General features: G+C 68.3%; 16 protein-coding genes. 6 read left to right on the forward strand and 10 right to left on the reverse strand.

Translation table 11 applies throughout. The annotated features are described in order from the left end of the window. Both IE187_RS08250 and IE187_RS08255 read right to left on the reverse strand, forming a co-directional pair. A complete protein-coding gene (locus IE187_RS08250; RefSeq protein ID WP_189675841.1) occupies positions 1-468 on the reverse strand; it encodes an OsmC family protein in 468 nt (155 codons plus the stop codon). Beyond that, positions 465-1808 (reverse strand): chloride channel protein, encoded by a 1344-nt coding sequence (locus IE187_RS08255; RefSeq protein ID WP_189675842.1) that lies wholly within the window; start codon positions 1806-1808, stop codon positions 465-467. Before IE187_RS08255 ends, IE187_RS08250 begins: the two co-directional genes overlap by 4 nt. A gap of 72 nt (positions 1809-1880) precedes the next feature. Between IE187_RS08255 and IE187_RS08260 the strand changes: the two genes are divergently transcribed. Further along, positions 1881-2549 carry a glutathione S-transferase family protein gene (locus tag IE187_RS08260; protein ID WP_189675843.1) on the forward strand — a complete coding sequence of 223 codons (669 nt, stop codon included), beginning with the start codon at positions 1881-1883 and terminating at the stop codon, positions 2547-2549. Positions 2550-2679: 130 nt separating this feature from the next. Here the strand turns inward: IE187_RS08260 and IE187_RS08265 are convergent, their stop codons facing one another. Then, on the reverse strand, positions 2680-3144 hold the full coding sequence (locus tag IE187_RS08265; RefSeq protein ID WP_189675844.1) for a cupin domain-containing protein: 465 nt from the start codon (positions 3142-3144) through the stop codon (positions 2680-2682). A 10-nt stretch (positions 3145-3154) separates the two neighbouring features. Between IE187_RS08265 and dapE the strand changes: the two genes are divergently transcribed. Continuing rightward, positions 3155-4291, forward strand: coding sequence for a succinyl-diaminopimelate desuccinylase (gene dapE / locus IE187_RS08270; protein WP_189675845.1), 1137 nt, complete (start codon positions 3155-3157; stop codon positions 4289-4291). Positions 4292-4401: 110 nt separating this feature from the next. Next, positions 4402-5541: an SET domain-containing protein gene (locus tag IE187_RS08275; RefSeq protein ID WP_189675846.1), complete on the forward strand. Its 1140-nt coding sequence runs from the start codon at positions 4402-4404 to the stop codon at positions 5539-5541. A gap of 7 nt (positions 5542-5548) precedes the next feature. Here the strand turns inward: IE187_RS08275 and IE187_RS08280 are convergent, their stop codons facing one another. The 6 genes from IE187_RS08280 to IE187_RS08305 form a co-directional block, all read right to left on the reverse strand. Next, positions 5549-8476, reverse strand: coding sequence for a PAS domain-containing protein (locus IE187_RS08280; RefSeq protein ID WP_229839308.1), 2928 nt, complete (start codon positions 8474-8476; stop codon positions 5549-5551). A 168-nt stretch (positions 8477-8644) separates the two neighbouring features. Beyond that, positions 8645-9871 carry a threonine synthase gene (locus IE187_RS08285; RefSeq protein ID WP_189676230.1) on the reverse strand — a complete coding sequence of 409 codons (1227 nt, stop codon included), beginning with the start codon at positions 9869-9871 and terminating at the stop codon, positions 8645-8647. 135 nt (positions 9872-10006) lie between these two features. Further along, positions 10007-10564 carry a hypothetical protein gene (locus IE187_RS08290; protein ID WP_189675848.1) on the reverse strand — a complete coding sequence of 186 codons (558 nt, stop codon included), beginning with the start codon at positions 10562-10564 and terminating at the stop codon, positions 10007-10009. A 25-nt stretch (positions 10565-10589) separates the two neighbouring features. Continuing rightward, the gene (gene grpE / locus IE187_RS08295; RefSeq protein ID WP_189675849.1) at positions 10590-11138 is read right to left on the reverse strand and encodes a nucleotide exchange factor GrpE; all 549 of its coding nucleotides are present in this window, start codon (positions 11136-11138) and stop codon (positions 10590-10592) included. 16 nt (positions 11139-11154) lie between these two features. Further along, on the reverse strand, positions 11155-12198 hold the full coding sequence (hrcA, locus tag IE187_RS08300) for a heat-inducible transcriptional repressor HrcA (protein WP_189675850.1): 1044 nt from the start codon (positions 12196-12198) through the stop codon (positions 11155-11157). Positions 12199-12713: 515 nt separating this feature from the next. Then, positions 12714-13475: an energy transducer TonB gene (locus tag IE187_RS08305; protein WP_189675851.1), complete on the reverse strand. Its 762-nt coding sequence runs from the start codon at positions 13473-13475 to the stop codon at positions 12714-12716. A 111-nt stretch (positions 13476-13586) separates the two neighbouring features. Here IE187_RS08305 and rph point away from each other — a divergent pair, with 111 nt between their 5' ends. Beyond that, positions 13587-14303 carry a ribonuclease PH gene (gene rph, locus IE187_RS08310; protein WP_133186384.1) on the forward strand — a complete coding sequence of 239 codons (717 nt, stop codon included), beginning with the start codon at positions 13587-13589 and terminating at the stop codon, positions 14301-14303. Further along, positions 14300-14932 (forward strand): RdgB/HAM1 family non-canonical purine NTP pyrophosphatase, encoded by a 633-nt coding sequence (gene rdgB, locus IE187_RS08315; protein WP_189675852.1) that lies wholly within the window; start codon positions 14300-14302, stop codon positions 14930-14932. Before rph ends, rdgB begins: the two co-directional genes overlap by 4 nt. Before the next feature lie 160 nt (positions 14933-15092). On the opposite strand, the gene IE187_RS08320 is transcribed toward rdgB, so the two are convergent. Continuing rightward, the gene (locus IE187_RS08320) at positions 15093-15662 is read right to left on the reverse strand and encodes a CAP domain-containing protein (protein ID WP_189675853.1); all 570 of its coding nucleotides are present in this window, start codon (positions 15660-15662) and stop codon (positions 15093-15095) included. A 39-nt stretch (positions 15663-15701) separates the two neighbouring features. Between IE187_RS08320 and hemW the strand changes: the two genes are divergently transcribed. Then, positions 15702-16892, forward strand: coding sequence for a radical SAM family heme chaperone HemW (gene hemW, locus IE187_RS08325; protein WP_189675854.1), 1191 nt, complete (start codon positions 15702-15704; stop codon positions 16890-16892).

A 16892-nucleotide genomic window follows, 5' to 3' on the forward strand; every position in this document is an offset into this window, starting at 1 on the left:
TCAAACCTCGACGTAGGTTGCCGCTACCTCGACCGGAAAGTTTACCGACCGCGCGATGAAGCAGTGCGCGTGGATCTGCGCGTGGATCGCATCCGCCACCGTCAGGTCACTCCCCGCCGCGACCTCGATCCGAGGCCGCAGCACTGCCTTGACGAAGCACCCGGTGCCGTCGGGCGCGCTCTCGCCCATGCCGAGCGGATCGTCGGCATAGCCGGTCACCACGACGCCAGCGACGCTCGCCAGATGCAGGTACCACAGCATGTGGCACCCCGCTAAGCTCGCCAGCAACAGGTCCTCGGGGTTGGGCAACGCCGGATCGCCGCCGAGCCGCGGATCGTTCGAGCACGCCACCACCGCCCCACCGGGCGTCGCGATGTCCCACGTCCGGTCGTAACCGCGATAGGTAGAGGTCCCCGCCCCGCGGTCGCCCGTCCAGGCGATTCGCGCGGTGAAATCGTGTTGTGTCATGCCTTACCCTCCACCAGCGCCACGAACGGTTTGGCGAGCCCGTGATACAGCCGCTCACGGCACACCAATGTGCTCGCCGCATCGGCGATCAGCGCGGTCGCGAACAGCGGCAGGATCAGCCCGCGCGCCGCGGTCGCCTCCATCACGATGATCACCGCGGTCAGCGGCGCGCGCACCACGCCGACGAAATAGGCGGTCATGCCGAGCAGAACGACCGCACCCGCCGGCTCACCCGCAAACAGCCCGGTCAGCAGATTGCCGAACCCCGCCCCCACCGCGAGCGATGGCGCGAAAATGCCGCCCGGCGCGCCGCTGAGCGTCGTGGCGAGCGCTGCGAGGAACTTAGCCGGCCCGAACCAGTCCGACTGGCCATGCCCTTCGACCAAGGCGCGCGTCGCGCCATAGCCAGTGCCCCACGTCGCGCCCCCGGTGACAATCCCGAGCAGCGCGACAACCAACCCGCATCCGCCAGCGAACAGGATCGGATGCGCCCGCGCCGCCGCGATCGGCCGCCAGCGCGCGCCCGCAAAGCCGAGCACCAGCCGCGAGAACAGCCCGCCCGCGGCACCGCCGAGCACGCCTGCAACCGGGGTGACGAGCAAGACCGCCGACACTCCCAGCGTCTCGTGCATCACGCCGAAATAGACATAGTCGCCCGCGATCCCGAGGCTCACCAGGCCCGCGATCATCACCGCCCCCATCACCAGCACCGCGACACGCTGCTCGTAAGCGGCCGCAAGCTCCTCGATCGCGAAGGCAACCCCCGCGAGCGGCGTGTTGAACGCCGCCGCCACACCCGCTGCGCCGCCCGCGATCAGCACGCCCGAGGTGATCGGCACGCGCAGATAGCGATGGACCTTCACCATGATCGCCGCGCTGATCTGCACCGTCGGCCCCTCGCGCCCGACCGACGCGCCGCCGAACAGCATCACGATCGTCAGCACGAGTTTGACGCACGCCGTCCACAGCGAGACGAGCGCGTTGCTCGGCGGCGTATCGGGCGCGCGGCTGGCGGCAATCACCTGCGGAATACCCGATCCGCGGGCGTAGGGCGCGGTACGGTGCGTCACCCACACGACCAGCGCGAACACCGCCGGGGTCAAAGCGAGCGGCGCATACGGGAAGCGCGCGACGAACACATCGAAAACCGCCTGCGCGCGGTCGCTCGCCCCGGCAAACAGCAACGCGACCAGCCCGAGCAGTACCGCGCCGACCCCGGTCGCCAGCCGCCGCCGCAACCGACCGATTTGCATCCCGGCCTGGCGCGCACCGCGTCGGCGCCACACGATCGAGACGAGGCGGACGGCATAAGGCGCATTGCGATTCATGCCCGCGCTCATGCGCGATTGCGGCGCTGGACACCACCCGCGGATGCGGTTGCGCGGCGTTCCGCGCTCGCTTAGGCAGGGGCCATGAAACTCATCATCGGCAACAAGGCCTATTCCTCCTGGTCGCTGCGCGGCTGGCTCGCGTGCAAGCAATCGGACTTGCTGTTCGAAGAAGCCGTCGTGCCGCTCTACGACGCCGAGTGGGACAAGCGCCGCGAAGGCGACGAATTCGCTCCTTCCTCGGGCAAGGTGCCGATCCTGTGGGATGGCGACGCCGTGGTGTGGGACAGCCTCGCGATCGTCGAATACCTCGCCGAGAAGACCTCGCGCGACCTGTTCTGGCCGGCCGATGACGCCGCGCGCGCGATGGCTCGGTCGATGGCGGCGGAGATGCATTCGAGCTTCACCGCTTTGCGCCGCAAGCACAGCATGAACGTCCGCCAGATCTTCCCGCCCGCCCAGCCCGACGCCGACGTGCTCGCCGATCTCGAGCGGATCATGGAGCTGTGGGCACAGGCGCGCGCGCGCTTCGGCGGCGAGGGCGATTTCCTGTTCGGCGCGTTCGGCGCGGCCGACATCATGTACGCGCCGGTCGTGACGCGGATCGTCACCTACAGCCTGCCGATCGCGCGCTTTGCAGCACCCTATATGGACGCGGTGCTCCACCACCCGTTTATGCAGGACTGGATCGCGAGCGCGCAGGAAGAGGAATGGGTGATCGAGCAATTCGAGCAGCCGGCGCCGACGGCCTGACACTCCAAATCCGTTCGGGCTGCGCCTGCCGAAGCCCTGCTCTTAGCACGCTGAACGCCAGCCTGCTGCGAGGTGCCCTTCGACAGGCTCAGGGCGAACGGCACATGGTTCAGCCTGGGTAGAAGCGACGCTACGGCACGCGCTCGGTCCGATACGGCGTCCCGTCCTTCCGCTCGTAACGGCCGGGCAGGAAGCGCATGTCGATATCGGAATACTCCCCGCCCTGCAGCCGCGGCCCCGCGCCGATCGCGACGAACACGCAGGCCGTGTCGCTGCGGTTCTGCAGATGGTGCCCGTCCGCGACCCCCGCCGCGAACGTCGCGACGTCGCCCGCGCGCAACAGCGTCTCACCGCCGTCCTCGACCAGCACCGCCTCGCCCGACAGCATCACGACCAGTTCGTCCTCATCGGCATGCCAGTGCCGCTGCGACGACCAGCCGCCGGGTTCGAGCGTGACATGGCTCGCCCCGAAATGCGTCAGCCCAGCAAGCGGCGCGAGCCGGCGGTACCAGCGCCCCTGCACCGGCGCATCGAACGGCGGCGGATAGCCCGTCGCGTTGGTTTGCGGGATTGTATCGAGGTCGAGCTTGGGCAATGTCGCCTCCATGGATAGCACCCCGAACCTGCCCGATTGCGTCACCCTCGCCAAGGCGCTGCTCGCTTGCGAGAGCGTGCCCCCGGCGCGGGGCACCGTGTTCGACGTGGTCGAAGCCGCGCTGCTGCCGCTTGGCTTCACGGTCGATCGGTTTACCCTCGGTGAAGCCCCCGACGGCCCGGTCGAGAACCTGCTTGCGACGCGCGGCGGCACCGGCGCGCATCTCGCCTTTGCCGGGCATCTCGACGTCGTGCCCCCCGGCGAGGGTTGGACGAGCGGCGCGTTCGCGCCCGAGATTCGCGGCGACTTGCTCTACGGCCGCGGCGCGGTCGACATGAAGGGCGCGATCGCCGCGTTCATCGCCGCAATCCCCGCCGAGCCCACCGCCCCGCTCAGCTTGATCCTGACCGGCGACGAGGAAGGCCCCGCCACCTACGGCACGCGCAGCCTGATCGAGCGGATGGCGGAAACGGGCGTCCGCCCCGATTTCTGCCTCGTCGGCGAACCGACCTCGTCGGCAATGCTCGGCGACATGGTCAAGATCGGCCGCCGCGGCTCGGTCAATCTGTGGATCGCGGTGCCGGGCAAGCAGGGCCATGTCGCCTACCCCCACCTCGCCGACAATCCGATCCCGCGGCTGATCGCGATACTCGCCGAGATCGACGCCATCGTGCTCGACACGGGCAATGCCTGGTTCCAGCCGTCGAACATCGAGGTCACCGACATCACCGTCGGCAACCCGGCCACCAACATCATCCCGGCCAAGGCGAGCGCGCGGCTGAGCATCCGCTTCAACGACGAGCAGCGCGGGGGCGCTCTGGTCGAGCGGATCGAAGCGCTCGTCCGTCGGCATGATCCCGCCGCAATCGTCACCGCGCGGATATCGGGCGAAGCCTTCCTCACCGCGCCGGGCGCGTTCTCCGCGCTGATCGGCGCCGCGATCGAAGCGCAGACCGGTTTTGCGCCCGCGCTGTCGACCACGGGCGGGACGTCCGATGCGCGTTTCCTCTCGGCGCTGTGCCCGACAGTCGAATTCGGGTTGGTCAACGCAACGATGCACAAGCTCGACGAAGCCGTGGCGCTCGCCGACTTGACCGCGCTCACCGCGATCTATGCCGAGATCATCGCGCGGGTCGCACAGCTTTAACCGAGTCCAAATCATCGAGCTTCGGTGCGACTCGTGGATATTCCTACGTTTTCGTGGACGCGAGTCGGCAGATGCGATACGCATAGAATTAACCTTAACGGTGCGCGGGCATGCCGATCGATCCCTGGTTCCTGATTGCGATCGCGTGCAGCGTGGCCGGCTATGGCCTGTACTTGGTCGGGCTGCGTCGGCACCTCGTCCAGCCCAACCGCGCCTCCTGGCTGATCTGGAGCGCCGCCACCACCGTCGAGGCCGCCACCTACGCCGCGGTCAACCCGAACGCGCTCCCCGGCTGGGTGTTCGCGCTGTCGGCTCTCGCATGCGCCGCGGTGACGATCGGGATCTGGCGCCGCTCGGTGTGGAGCGCGCCGTCGCGCGGCGAGCTGTTCTGCACCGGCACTTGCCTTGCCGCGCTGACGCTGTGGATCGTTTCGCACAATGCCTTCTGGGCGCATATGCTCGTGGTGGTCGCGGTGCCGGTGAGCTTCTGGCCGACTTGGCAAAGCGTGCTGCAGGACCGCACGCGCGAACGCTCGCCTGCCTGGGGCCTGTGGTCGATCGGCGACCTTGCGACGCTGCTCGTCGCGACCCGCAGCGGCGACCAGCACGTCGGCGAATATGCCTATATCCTCGTCGAATTGCTGTGCCACGCCAGCGTGTGGTTCATGGTCGGCCTGGCGACGATCAACCCGCTGCGCTCGCTCGGCTTCCGGCAGGGCCGCTTCTACGTGCTCGACGCGTACGGCCCCGCCGCCAATCTGTTCGCGGTCGGTGAGACGCATCTCGGCAAGGCGGTCTATGCCGCACAGGGCTTTGCCGAAGGCGACGCGATCATCCGCTTCACCGGTCGCCGCTTCCGCGCGGACCAGGTGCCCAGCCTGATGCGCGGATCGAGCGATCGCTTCGTCCAAGTGACGCCGCAGCATTTCATGGGGCCATCGGGCAAGATCGACGATCTCATCAACCATAGCTGCGACCCCAATGCTGGGCTGCGCTTCGCCGGCGGCAGCGTGACGCTGGTCGCGGTGCGCGACATCGCAGCGGGCGAGGAGATCGCGTGGGACTATTCGACGACCCTCGCCGAATCGAACTGGCACATGATCTGCCAGTGCCGCAGCGCCGACTGCCGCCGCGTCATCGGCAATTTCTCGACGCTGTCGCAGGAGCGTCAGGAGTGGTTTCGCGCGCGCAATCTCGTCGCGCCGTATCTGCGCCGCCGCGACGCGGTGACGCGCGACCGGGCGGCGTAGCGCAGCCCTACGCCCCCAGCATCGTGCGGATCCGCTCGACCAGCGCCTCCATCGCGAACGGCTTGGCGAGCAACGCCATCCCCGGCTCGAGCGCGCCGTCGCCGACGACGGCATTCTCGGCAAAGCCCGTGATGAACAGCACCGGCAGCGTCGGCCGCGCGACCCGCGCGGCGTCGGCGACTTGCCGGCCGTTGAGGCCGCCGGGCAACCCGACATCGGTTACCAGCAAATCGATCCGCTCGGCCGAACGCAGCAGTTCGAGCGCCGCCGCGCCGGTCTCGGCCTCGAGCGCGACATAGCCGAGCTCGCCGAGCACTTCGCTCACCAGCATCCGCACGCTCGGCTCGTCATCGACGACGAGCACGGTCTCGCCGCGCCGCGCGGCGCCGAGCGTGGGCCCCGTCTGGGCAGGCGCGCGGTCACCGACCGCGCCGTCATGCCGTGGCAGATACAGGCAGATCGTCGTCCCTTCGCCGAGCGTCGAGTGGATCTGGATCTGCCCACCCGATTGCCGGACGAAGCCGTAGATCATCGACAGGCCGAGCCCCGTTCCCTGCCCGATCGGCTTGGTCGTGAAGAACGGATCGAACGCGCGGGCGATGACGTCGGCACGCATCCCCGTCCCCGAATCGGCGACGCACACTACGAGATATGCGCCGGGCGGGAGGTCGCGCACTGCCGCCGCGGACGGATCGAAAGTCTCGTTATGCGCCGTGATCCGCACCGTCCCGCCAGCCGGGCTCGCATCGCGCGCATTGATACACAGGTTGAGCAGCGCATTCTCGAGCTGGTTGGCGTCGGCCAGCACTGGCCAGCTGTTGGGCTGCGCGGCGATCTCGAGCGTGATCGACGGGCCGAGCGTGCCACGGACGAGATCCTCCATCCCGGCGATCAGCTGCGGGACATCGACCGGGCGCGGATCGAGCGGCTGGCGGCGCGAGAACGCGAGCAACCGGTGCGTCAACGCCGCCGCGCGCACCGCGCCGGCCTGCGCCGCATTGATGTAGCGCGGCAGGTCTTCGGTGCGCCCCTGCGTCACCCGCAGCTGCATCAGCTCTAGCGCGCCCGAAATGCCCGTCAGCAGATTGTTGAAGTCATGCGCGAGCCCCCCGGTGAGCTGGCCAACCGCTTCCATCTTCTGTGCTTGGCGCAATCGCTCCTCGAGCTCGCGCTGGCGGCTGACATCGACGCCGACGCCGACGACGGTCTCCCGTCCGCCAGCCGCGTCGTGCTGGACATGGTTGCGCGCCATCACCCAGCGCACGCTGCCATCGGGCAGCCGCAGGCGATATTCGTGCGCGCCGTCCTGTCCGGTCTTGCGCGCAAGCTCGACGGCGGCCGTCAGAATCGCTTGGTCATCGGGATGGACCCGCGCCGCGACATCGGCGAGCGAGACCCCCGTTTCCAATTGCTCGGGGGTAAAGCCGTACAGCTCGGCAAAGCCGATTTCGCCATCGAACCGGTCGCGCGCGACGTCATAGGTCCAGACCCCGATGCCCTCCATCGCGTTGAGCACGATCCGCGTACGGGCATCGGCGGCCCGCAACGCGGCCTGCTGGCGCCTCTCTTCGGTAATATCGCGCGCGTTGGTGTAGAGCCGGTCGCCGACCAGCGTCGTCTGCCAGGCAAAGATACGATAGCCGCCGTCGCGCGTGCGCAGCCGCCGTTCGAGCCGATGCGTCGTTCCGGCCGCCGCGATCTGCGCGATCTCGGCCGAGCTGCCGCCTTCGTCGTCGGGATGTCGCAGCCACTGGCTGTCGCGCCCGACGATCTCCTCGTTCGACCAGCCGAGCGCGCGCTCCCACGCAGGATTAACCGCAATCCAGGACCCGTCCTGCTCGGCAATGCCAAGCAGATCGGTGCTGAACTCCCACAATTGATCGCGCTCCGCAGTTCGCGCCGCGACCTTGCGCGCAAGGTCGGCGTTGAGCGCGCGCAACTCGGTCACCGCGCGGACCCGCGCGACCGCGTCCCAGCTGAGCTCGGCGACCTCCTCGACCAAGGCGATCTCGCCACGCGTCCACGCGCGCGGCTCGGCATGGCTGACATAGAGCGCACCTTGCAATGCGCCGCCACGCACCAGCGGAACGCTCAGCCCGGCCTTGGTCCCGATCGCGCCGAGGACGACCGGCGGTGGCGCGGCCGGATCGTCGGGAGCGTTGAATACCAGCGTGTTGCCGCGTTGCACGGTCTTGCCGATGATCTTGCCGAACACCGCCGAAGGCGTCGTGCCCGTCAGCGGCGGCAAGCGTCCGCTGACCCAGCACGCTCCGTAGATCAGCAGATCCTCGGGCGTGACCTCGAAAAATCCGACCCGGTCGACCTCGAGGAACCGCCCCAACGCCTCGGCCGTGCGCTGCATGACGTCATCCGGGCTTGGCTGGATGCGCTGTTCCTCGACGAGGGTCAGGATGAAATCGCGCTCGCGCTTCGCCGCGCGCAAGGCATTGTCGGTCTCGACATAGTCGGTCACCTCGAGGCCCTGGTTGAACAGGCCGACGACCGTGCCGTTCTCGTCCTGGATCGGCGAAATGTTGTAGGTCCAATAGGTGAGCGTCGGTACCCCGTCGCGCAGCATGGTCACTGGCTGTGACGAGAAGGTCGCGCCTTCGCCGGTCTCGAACGCCCGCCGGAAGTGCGGCTCGATCATCGACCACAATTCAGGCCGCGTCTCCGCCACCGGACGCGCGAGCTTCGACGCGTCGGGACCGGCCATGCCGGTCCACGCAGCATTGAAGATCAGCCAGAAGTCCGCCCCCCAATAGACCGCGCTCGGGAAGCGCGCGCGCAGGCACAGGCTGACACTCAGCTTGAGCGTGGCGGGCCAATCCTCGGGGGGCCCGAGCGGATGCCCGCTCCAGTCGTGGGTGCGCAACAGCGTCGCGATCGGCCCCGCACCGTCGAGAAAGCGCAGCTTTGCCGAGATCGATTCCACATTCGACCTCGGGACGAGATCGGGTACGGGATGTTCAACGGCCATAGGCTCAGATCTCGCACATGGGCACGGCAGCGCCGGACGGCGGCGACCAAAGCGTGCGAGCTCATGGCAAGGCTGTCAACACGGCACGATACGGCCGAAAAAATTAAGCAATATTAGCGTGCCTCACAGTGCGCCAAGATCGATCTCGCCAAACCGATCGACCGCGGCATTGGCCTCGGGCATCGGATATTTGAGGCCCGTCGCGCAGTTGAACAGAACGACGCGCTCGTCCTCATCGACTTCGCCGCTGCGCAGCGCCGCGCGATAGGCGGCGAGCGTCGCGCCGCCCTCGGGACAGAGCAGCAAACCGTCCTTTTTCGCGCAATCCTCGACCGCCTTGAGGATCGCGGGATCGCCGACGCCGAGCGCCTTGCCACCGCTTTCACGGACGGCGCGCAGGATCAGGAAATCGCCGACCGCCTTGGGGACGCGGATCCCGGCGGCGACGGTCGCGGCGTCTTCCCAGCGCTCGGCATGTTCCTCGCCCGCCTCGAACGCGCGGACGATCGGCGCGCAGCCGCTTGCCTGGATAGCATACATGCGCGGTCGCTCGGAGCCGATCCAGCCGAGCTTTTCGAGCTCGTCGAACGCCTTCCACATGCCGATCAACCCGGTGCCCCCGCCGGTCGGATAGAAGATCGCATCGGGGAGCTTCCAGCCGAACTGCGCGGCGAGCTCGAGCCCCATCGTTTTCTTGCCCTCGATCCGGTAGGGCTCCTTCAGGGTCGAGAAATCGAACCAGCGCCCCTCGGCGGCACCGCGCCCGACGATCGCGCCGCAATCGTCGATCTGGCCGTTGACGCGGTACACGCGCGCGCCCTGCGCGGCGATCTCGCGGATATTGACCTCTGGCGTTTCCTCGGGCGCCAGCACGATCGTCTCGATCGCGCAGCGCGTCGCATAGGCGGCGAGCGCGGCACCGGCATTGCCGTTGGTCGGCATCGCGATCCGGGTGACGCCCAGCTCCTTCGCCATCGCCACCGCCATCACGAGCCCGCGCGCCTTGAAGCTGCCCGTCGGCAAGCGGCCTTCGTCCTTGACCAGCACGTTCGCGCTGCCCGCGCTCTTGGGGATCGGCACGAGCGGCGTCTCGATCTCGCCGAGGCTGACGATGTTCCCTGTCCGCCGCACGGGCAGCAGCTCGCGCCAGCGCCACAGATCGGTCTGGCGCGCCTCTAGCGTTGCCTTGGGAAGCGCGGCTTTGACCGCGTCGAGATCGTAGCGGACGAGCAGCGGGCGCCCGACGCGCGACAGGCCGTGGAGCTGATCGGCCTCGTAGCGCTCGCCCGTCATCGAGCACTCGAGATGCGTGACGAAGGTCGAGCGGTCGGCGGTAAGGTTCGAATTGATCACCACTTGCCCCCCGCAACTTCGATTGCCTTTAGCAGCGCGCGCTTGCTTTCGGTGCGGCGGTTGCCGGCGTTGCGCGGCATGTCCGGGTAGCCAGCCGCGGCGCGGCGTCGCTCGATCTCCGCAACGAATGCGTCAAGCGGGATCGGCTGAGAGGTCTTGAACACCGAGGTCACCTGCTGTTTCTTCTCTGATACGACGTTCCAAATAGGCACGGTCGAGATCGTTGTGAAGCGATGCCAACACTTTCGCTTGCCCCAACATTTCGGGCGCGGCGCCTGAATGGAACTGGCCCATGCGGTCGGCGATCATGTCCTCCCTGGACAGGATTGCCGCGACCCCGTCCTCGCCGAGATCGATCAAAACGAGCCGATCACGTTCCGCCAATCCGTCAAGAAGCGTCGCGGAAACAACCTCAAACCCCAATTTGAAATCCGGATGTATCCAGCCACGCGTCGCAACCCCCGGGCCCTGCGGTCTCGTAAAGCCGAGCGCTACCAGCTCGGTTTCGAAAGCCTCCTGCCGTGCGGTTGCGATATCGAAGTCGCCCGTCGCAATCAGATTATTCGAGAACAACTCTACCGCAGCGCCGCCAACTAAAACCGGCGCCTGGATTCCTTTCGCCCGAAATCCAAGACCGGCGCGCCCGAAGAACCGCAAGGCTTTTTCAAAATCGGGGCGGAGGGATCTCATCGAACAATCCCCCCGCCCATCAGGCTCATCCCGCCTTAGCCACGCCTACCAGAGCCGGCCGCAACAGACGGTCCTTGATCATGTACCCGGCCTGCATCTCCTGCACGACGGTGCCCGGCGTCTCATCGCTCGGCAGTTCGAACATCGCCTGGTGGAAGTTCGGGTCGAGCTTCTCGCCGATCGCCACCATCTTCTTGATGCCGTGGCGCTGGAACACCGCCTCGAGCTCGCGGCCCGTCGCTTCGAGGCCCGCGACCAGGCCCTTCATCTTCTCGTCGGCGCGCAGCTCGGCCGGGATCGCGTCGAGCCCGCGCGCGAGATTGTCGGCGACCGACAGCAGGTCGCGCGCGAAGTTGGTCGAGGCGTAGGCGCGTGCGTCGGCGGTTTCCTTCTCGGCGCGGCGGCGGACGTTCTGCGCCTCGGCGTGCGCGTACAGCACGGCGGCCTTCGACTCGGCGAGTTCGGCGCGCAGCTTGGCGGTCTCGTCATGCTCGGCAACTTCGGGCGCCGCTGCGGCGGTCTCTTCGCGCAGCTCGGCCGCGTCGTTCGCCACGGTGTTTTCGTCTTCGGTCATGTCGTCCCTAGTCCATTCAAGCCATCAGCCGCGCGAGTGTCGCGGCGGTATAATCCACCATGGGCACGACGCGCGCATAGTTCAACCGCGTCGGCCCAATCACACCCACCACGCCGACCACGCGACCGTCCAATCCGCGGAACGGTTTGGCGATCACCGACGAGCCCGACAGCGAGAACAATTTGGTCTCCGCGCCGATGAAGATCCGCGTCGCATCGCCCGCGCTGGCATTGTCGAGCAGCCGCGCGATGTCCTGCTTGCCCTCGAGATCGTCGAGCAGGAAGCGCACGCGTTCGAGATCGGCGGCGGCGGCATCGTCGATCAGCCGCGCCTGGCCGCGCACGATCAGCACCGGGCGGCGCTCGCCATCCTCGCTCCAGATCGCGAGGCCGCGTTCGATCAGCGCGCGCGCGGCGCCGTCGAGCTCGGCGCGTTCGGCGAGCAGCTCGCGCTCGATCTTCGCGCGCGCCTCGAACAGCGTGAGGCCGCCGAGCATCGCGCTCATGTAATTACCCGCCTCGATCAATGCCGAGACCGGCAGGCCGGCCGGCAGATCGATTACGCGGTTCTCGATCGAGCCGTCCTCGCCGACGAGCACCGCGAGCGCCTTGTCGGCGGAAAGCGGCACGAAGCTCATCTGGCGCAGCACAAGCTCGCGCTTGGCGACCATCACCATCCCGGCGCACGCCGACAGGCCCGACAGCGCCGCAGTGGTGGCGGCGATCGCCTCCTCGACCGGACCGCTCTGGACGAGTTGGCGCTCGATCGCGGCGCGCTCCTCGAGCGAGGGCTCGAGCGCCTGCATCATGCCGTCGACGAACAAGCGCAGGCCGATCTCGGTCGGCATCCGGCCGGCGCTGGTATGCGGGGCTGCGAGCAGGCCGAGTTCTTCGAGATCCTGCATGACGTTGCGGATCGAGGCGGGCGACAAATTGAGCCCAGACAGATGCGCGATGGTGCGCGACCCGATCGGCGCGCCGGTGTCGAGATAGCTCTGGACGACGACGCGGAAGACGTCGCGGGCGCGGTCGTTAAGCTCGGTGATCGGGGGCAGCCGCATATCGTCTATATGGGGCGGTGTGGCGCGGGGCTCAACCGGTTGCGTGTTGCGACCGACGGTGCGTTGGTTGACTCGATTGACCCCCGGAGCGAAAACGACCGACGATATCGTTTCCATTTTTGCGATGATCGGCGTTCGTCTCCGACCCTTCGCCGGACGCGAGCGGTTACTGGACAGCCGACGATATCAAAAAGCCGACACGGACATACCATAAGCACGCCGTGTAGGACAGCGCCCGCCCGTCACCCCAGCGCACGCTGGGGTCTCCCCGTTTTCGCGCGCCCGCGCGGCCGCGGGAGATCCCAGCTTTCGCTGGGATGACGAGCGTGGTGGGCGGGCGGGTATGATGCGATAGCGGCGTGGCCGATGACGGATGCCCAACCATGCGCCGCCCACACCCCCCGCGTCACCCCAGCGAAAGCTGGGGTCTCCCAGTCTCTGCGCCCCCGCGCGCCGCGGGAGATCCCAGCCTTCGCTGGGATGACGACGGTGGGCAGTGACGCTCGGCGCGCGGGCTAGCGATCCCGATCGTCGCGATCCGGATCCCGCGTAACGGTCCATTCCTGTTCGAACAGCGCCGAATCCGCCACCTTGCGCCCGTTCGCATCGCGCGCCGGGCGGAAGCGGACGTGCTGCAGCGCCAGCGCGCAGGTCGCGGCATCGAGCGCGCGGTTGCCGCTCGACTTAACGACGCGACAATCGCTGAGCCGCCCGTTCACCCCGATCGTCGCGCGATACGTCACCATCCCGGCCGCCTGCGATTCGTACACGTCGCGCGGCAGATCGCGGTAGCGCAGTTCGTTGCTGACAAGTTCGGCGTCGGTCCCGCCGCCCCCGCCATCGCCGTCGCCACCATCGCCGCTGCCCGTCCCATTGCCCTGCCCGCCACTCCCCGTGCCCGGTCCGGCAACCGGCGCCGCGCCGGTCGAGCGCTCGGCGCCGACCCCGGCGATCGGCGCAACCACGACCGGGGGCGGCTGTTGCAGCACGATCGGCGGCGGCGGCGCGACGATCTCGGTTGCCTTCGACTTGAGATTGGGCGGCGACGCCGCGCCTTCCTTGCGTTTCTCGGCCTTTTTGGGCGCGGGCACCGGATCGGGCTTGGGCGGCGGCGAGTCCGGCAGCACCGAAATCACCGTCAAATCATCGACGATGCGTCGCTGGAAATCGACGCCGAGCCCCATCACCAGCCCATAGCCGATCAGGCCGACCAGCGCCGCCGCGCCGCCCGCGCCGATGATCCGGTCCTGTCGTGAAGCTGGTGCGTAGCCGGTCATGTCTTTGCGTCGTCCTTGGCCCCGAATGTGGGCATCCGCCGCCCCCAGCCAAGGGGTGACACCCGCCCAACGCACAGCTAGGGCGACTCGATCATTTCCAGGAGAGTCCCCATGCGCCCAAGCGGCCGCACCCCCGACCAGATGCGCACGATCACGATCGAGCCGCGCTTCACCAAACATGCCGAAGGGTCGGTGCTGATCGGCTTCGGCGACACCAAGGTGCTGGTCACGGCGTCGATCGAGGAGAAGGTCCCGCCGTTCCTGCGCGGCAAGGGCGAAGGCTGGGTGACGGCCGAATACGGCATGCTCCCGCGCGCCACGCACACGCGCGGCAGCCGCGAGGCCGCCAAGGGCAAGCAGTCGGGCCGCACGCAGGAAATCCAGCGGCTGATCGGCCGTTCGCTGCGCGCGGTGACCGACCTCAAGCTGCTCGGCGAGCGCCAGATCGTGCTCGATTGCGACGTGATCCAAGCCGATGGCGGGACGCGCACCGCGTCGATCTCGGGCGCGTGGGTCGCGCTGCGGCTCGCGATCGACGGGCTGATGGCGAGCGGCAAGCTCACCGCCGACCCGCTGACGCAGAAGGTCGCGGCGATCAGCTGCGGGATCTTCAAGGGCACGCCAGTGCTCGACCTCGACTATGACGAGGATTCGAACGCCGACGCCGACGCGAACTTCGTGCTGCTCGAAAACGGCAACATCGCCGAAGTCCAGGCGACCGCCGAGGGCGCGACCTATGACGAGGAGGCGCTGCTGCGCTTGCTGCGTCTCGCGCGGATCGGCTGCACCGACATCTTTGCAGCACAAGCCAAGGCGGTCGCAAAATGACGCAAGAGGTCGCGCCGCAGGCCATTCGCAAGCTCGCACCCGGCAAGCTCGTCATCGCCAGCCACAATGCCGGCAAGGTGCGCGAGATCGGCGCCTTGCTCGCCGAGCACGGCATCGAGGCGATCTCGGCGGCCGACCTTGATTTGCCCGAGCCCGAGGAGACCGGCACGACCTTCGTCGCCAATGCCGAACTGAAGGCGTTGCAGGCGGCGGACCTGTCGGGCCTCCCCGCGCTCGCCGATGATAGCGGGCTGTGCGTCGAGGCGCTTGGCGGCGATCCCGGCGTCTACACCGCCAATTGGGCGGAAACGCCGAACGGGCGCGACTGGAACCTGGCGATGACCAAGGTCGAGCAGGCGCTTGCGACCAAGGGGCCAGACGCGAGCCGCGCGGCGCACTTCGTCTGCGTGCTCGCGCTGGCGTGGCCCGATGGGCATGTGCAATGGTTCGAAGGCCGTGCCGAGGGCACGCTGACCTGGCCGCCGCGCGGCGATGTCGGGTTCGGTTATGATCCGGTGTTCGTGCCTGCAGGCGGCGACCAGACCTATGCCGAGATGGACCCGGCGCAGAAGCACGCGATCAGCCACCGCGCCGATGCCTTCGCGCAGCTTATTGCGGCGGTGGTGTAAGCCGCCCGGTCATCGCACGCATCTGTTCCCCGGCGAAGGCCGGGGCCCAGGTGCGATGGCTTCAACAGGCGCGCGTTGCGCCCGCCTCGGCCTGCGCCACGACTGGGCCCCGGCCTTCGCCGGGGAACGGAAGCCGGGGACGACCCATGCGTAAGCGCCCTTAGTCCGCCACGCGCCGCCCCACGACATTCCCCGGCGGCGAATAGCGGCACACCAGATAGTCGTCGCGCGCGCTGCTCGCGAGCGCGCAGCCGACCGCGCTGGTCCGCCGCCAGACGATCTGCGTGTAATGCGCGACATCCTGCCAGCGCCCCGTCGTGCTGATGTCGGGCACGACGCCTGCCCGGTAGCCGCGTCGCTCGTCGACCCACAGCTGCACCATCTCGTCATAGCGATACGCGCCGCGCGACCCCATGAAGAGGTTCTCGCCCTCGGGGATCCGGCCGCGCACGCCGGTCGAATGTTTGAAGTCGCGCGTCTCGGCGAGCACCGCGGCATAGCGCGCGGCATCGTCGGCAAGTTCGGCGTTCCACTCCAGCGGCGGCGCGCCGACCGCAGCGCGCGCACGATTGTGCCCGTCGAGCATCGCGCGCTGCAGCAGCGATTCGCCGCGCGCAGCGGACGCCTCGCTCAGTCGTGGCTCGGTGACGCGCGGCGGTTCGTCCGGGTCGGACGCGGCGCATCCCGTCAGTCCCGCCACCAGGGCCAGCGCCAGCCAATGAACGCGCATCTTTCGTAATCTCCCCGACACGCCCATAGGCTCCGGTTGATGAATGCCCCCGATACGCCCCTGCTAACGCCGCCGCTCGCGCTTTATGTCCATTGGCCGTTCTGCGTCTCGAAATGCCCTTATTGCGATTTCAACAGCCATGTCCGCGAGAGCGTCGACCAGGCGGCGTGGCGCGACGCGCTGCTTGCCGACCTGGCGTATGAGGCGGCGGCGCTGCCCGGACGGCGGCTCGGGTCGATCTTCTTCGGCGGTGGCACGCCCTCGCTGATGCCGCCCGCGACGGTCGCCGCGATCATCGATGCGGCGACCAGCTATTGGCCGCCAGAGCCCGATATCGAGATCACGCTCGAGGCCAATCCCTCCTCGGTCGAGGCGGCGCGCTTTGCCGATATCGCGCGCGCCGGGGTCAACCGCGTGTCGCTCGGCCTGCAGGCGCTCGACGACCAAGCGCTGGTGTTCCTCGGCCGGGCGCACGGGGTCGACGAAGGCCTCGCCGCGCTGGCGACCGCGCAAGCGGCCTTTGCGCGCGTCAGCTTCGACCTGATCTATGCGCGCCCCGGCCAGACGCTCGCGGCCTGGGATGCCGAGCTCACCCGCGCGCTGTCGTTCGGGACCGAGCATCTCTCGCTCTACCAGCTGACGATCGAACCCGGCACGCGCTTTGCGACCGAGGCGGCGGCGGGGCGGATCGTGATTCCCGATGGCGATTCCGCCGCCGATCTGTTCGAGGCGACGCGCGCGACGACCGCGGCGGCGGGGCTGCCGGCGTATGAGATTTCGAACCATGCGCGGCTGGGGGCGGAGAGCCGCCACAACCTCGTTTACTGGCGCTACCGCGATTATGCCGGGGTCGGTCCGGGCGCGCACGGGCGGCGCGGTGGCCTTGCGACCGCACGGCACAAGAAGCCCGAGAACTGGATCGGCGCGGTCGCGCGCAACGGCCACGGCGCGCAGATCGAGCAGCCGCTGGTGCCGGGCGAGCGCTCGACCGAAGCGCTGCTGATGGGGTTGCGGTTGCGCGAAGGGGTCGATCTCGCGCGGATCGCGGGGCTGGGCGAGACGACGGTCGAGGCGCTGATCGACTGGACGGCGGCGGCGCGGCTCGAAACGCAGGGCTTGGTTGCACGCTCTGGCGACCATCTGCGCGTCACCGACGCAGGGATGCTGCTGCTCGATGCGATCCTGCCGCTGATCGTCCTCAGCCCCTCCCCTTCAGGGGAGGGGCTTTAG

Source organism: Sphingomonas glacialis (assembly GCF_014653575.1).
GTDB lineage: Bacteria > Pseudomonadota > Alphaproteobacteria > Sphingomonadales > Sphingomonadaceae > Sphingomonas > Sphingomonas glacialis.